Origin of the sequence: Bacillus sp. JJ664 (assembly GCF_036962205.1) — a bacterium.
Classification (GTDB): domain Bacteria; phylum Bacillota; class Bacilli; order Bacillales; family Bacillaceae_G; genus Gottfriedia.
The window spans coordinates 1,285-3,818 of record NZ_JBALMS010000176.1; the positions used below are offsets into that span (position 1 = coordinate 1,285).

The window sequence follows — 2,534 nt, forward strand, 5'->3', positions numbered from 1 at the left end:
CTTCTTCTTTTTCTAATTGAGTATTTCTAGGTTCATCGTCAGCATCACCGACAATATCAATTCCTTGTTCACCTAATTGTTCGTAAAATTCTTCTAATTGATCTGAATCAATTTCAAATCCATTTAAACGATCAGCAATTTCTTCGTATGTAATTACACCACGTTTTTTACTATTTTCAATTAATAATGCTTTTACTTGATCGAGTGTTACTTCTGTTTCCGTATCTTTAGAACGAGCCGATTTATCAGCCATTTGTTCCCCTCCTTCGAAAAGTTCGCGAATCATTTAACATATTTCATACTAGACCGAAGCTGAGTAATTTGTTGGAGGATTGTCGCAGCTTTTACGAAATCTCCTTCACGTTCAGCTTTTTTCAAGTCTATTTCTTTTTCACGTATACGTTGTTGCTTATCATAGTTGTTTAATGCATCTAAATAATCCTTTAACTCTCGCTCTGTTAGTTCAGGTGCTATCTGTAAATTGACAATTTTTGAAACTACTTCAAGTAACCTTTTTGAAGGAAGGTAATTCATAAATTTACTAATATTAGACTCATTGCCCTCTTCATAATAAGCATAAAGATGGATTATAATCTCGGAATAATCATTATTGTAGAATAGACCCTGATATTGTCGTCTAACCTTCTCGGCCACATCACTGCTATTTAACATGTGTGCTAAGAGTGTTTGTTCTGCTCTTACATGTGCAGGTAAAAGTGTTTTAGAAGATATATCTCGTTTGATATCAGTTTTTACTTCTGTTACATTTGTTATACGATTTGCCTGATTACTATATTGTCCAAATTCCTTCTTCAGCACTTCAATTGAGATAGAAAACTCTTTTGAGAGTTGATTTAAGTAATAATCTTGTTCAATGAGTTGACTTAATTTTGCAATTTCCTGAAGCATTTCTTTAATATATTGAAATTTAACAGTTTCATCTAGGAGATTTTTTCCTTTTCGATGATATTGCATTTTAAAACTCATTAATGATACACTAGCTTCAATAATAGAGGAGTTAAATTTTTCAGTTCCAAATTGTCTTATGTATTCATCAGGATCTAAGCCATCGGGCATTTGTGCAACCTTTATTGTAAAACCTTCTTTTTGAAGAATATTCGCTGCTTTTTCGGTCGCGTTTATACCAGCCTGGTCTGAATCGTAGCATATGATAATTTGATCAACAGAAGTTTTTAACACTTTGGCTTGATCCTCTGTTAAAGAAGTACCCATTGTAGCAACAGCGTCATTGACGCCTGCTTTATATGCAGAGATAACATCGGCAAAGCCTTCCATTAAAACTGCTCTGTTCTGCTTACGCATCACGTTTTTAGCTTGATAGAAATGATATAATAGTTTTCCTTTATGGAAGATTGATGATTCCGGACTATTCAAATATTTTGGTGAACCTTCACCCATAATTCTTCCGCTAAATGCAACAATCTTACCTTGATGATTATGAATAGGAAAAATTAATCGATTTCTAAATCGATCATAATAGTTCCCATCACGCTCGTTACGAACAACCAGACCGGCTTTTTCCATGATTGGCATGGAATATCCACGTTTTTCTAATACCTTTGTAACAGCATCCCAAGAATCAAGTGCAACACCAAGTTCAAAATGCTTAATTTCTTCTTTTGAAATGCCTCGGTTAATTAGGTAGCCTAACGCTTCTTTACCTTCTGCTGTATTAACTAATAGATGGTGATAGTACTTTTTGACAAACTCATGAGCTTCATGCATGATCGCTTGCTCAGTAGATTGAGGATTTTTTACAGTGTCAATCGCATCTGTTGGTAAAGTGATATTTGCCTTCTGTGCAAGTTGCTGTACAGATTCTTGAAAGTTCAAACCTTCAAGCTGCATAATAAAGGAAATTGAATTCCCACCAGCACCGCAACCAAAACAATGAAAAATTTGCTTTTCAGGTGATACCGAAAAAGATGGTGTGCTTTCTCCATGAAATGGACAAAGTCCAAAATAATTTCTTCCTTGTTTTTTTAAAGGAACGTATTCACTCACTACATCAACTATGTCTACTGACTGACGAACTTGCTCAATAAGTTCATCGGGAATTCTGTTTCCCATATTGACAGCTCCATATACTATTTTATTCGATAAAACTCGCTGTATTCCTTCAAGTTTCGACAATATTTTTTTCATATTTTTTTCTTAAAAAATCTTTTGATTATTTCAAGTCGAATATGTATTATCAATTGTCTAAAAAAAGAGGCTCTACAGTAGTTCATAAGCATTGCATTCAACTGCTAGTTCTGGTTTCTATAAAACCCTATTTATTTATTGCTTATGATTAATTTCTACATGTCTTTGCTAATTCCTTCAAAACATGTATCGATTTATGTAGTTTTATTTCCTTCTTTCGATAAACTAGGAAGCACATATTCATAGTTTATTCGTAAGTATAAAAAGTTAAACCTATAATTAACTCTTTTCATACAATTTTTTATTATAATCTATTTCACATTGGAAATCTAGCAATATGCATCAAAGATTTTTTTGTTCGTTTTTAA

At 33.0% G+C, this 2,534-nt stretch carries 2 protein-coding genes; both read right to left on the reverse strand.

Features of this window, described 5'->3' with window-relative positions; all coding sequences use genetic code 11:
* On the reverse strand, nt 1-253 hold a 253-nt coding region (locus V7056_RS19590), incomplete at its 3' end, for an RNA polymerase sigma factor region1.1 domain-containing protein (RefSeq protein ID WP_499704068.1).
* Between the two features lie 29 nt (nt 254-282).
* Nucleotides 283-2,091, reverse strand: coding sequence for a DNA primase (gene dnaG / locus V7056_RS19595; RefSeq protein WP_499704069.1), 1,809 nt, complete (start codon nt 2,089-2,091; stop codon nt 283-285).
* Nucleotides 2,092-2,534: the final 443 nt, after the last annotated feature.

Coding starts and splice junctions, on each gene's coding strand:
- dnaG (WP_499704069.1), bottom strand. CDS start 2,091: ATGGGAAACAGAATTCCCGATGAACTTATTGAGCAAGTTCGTCAGTCA.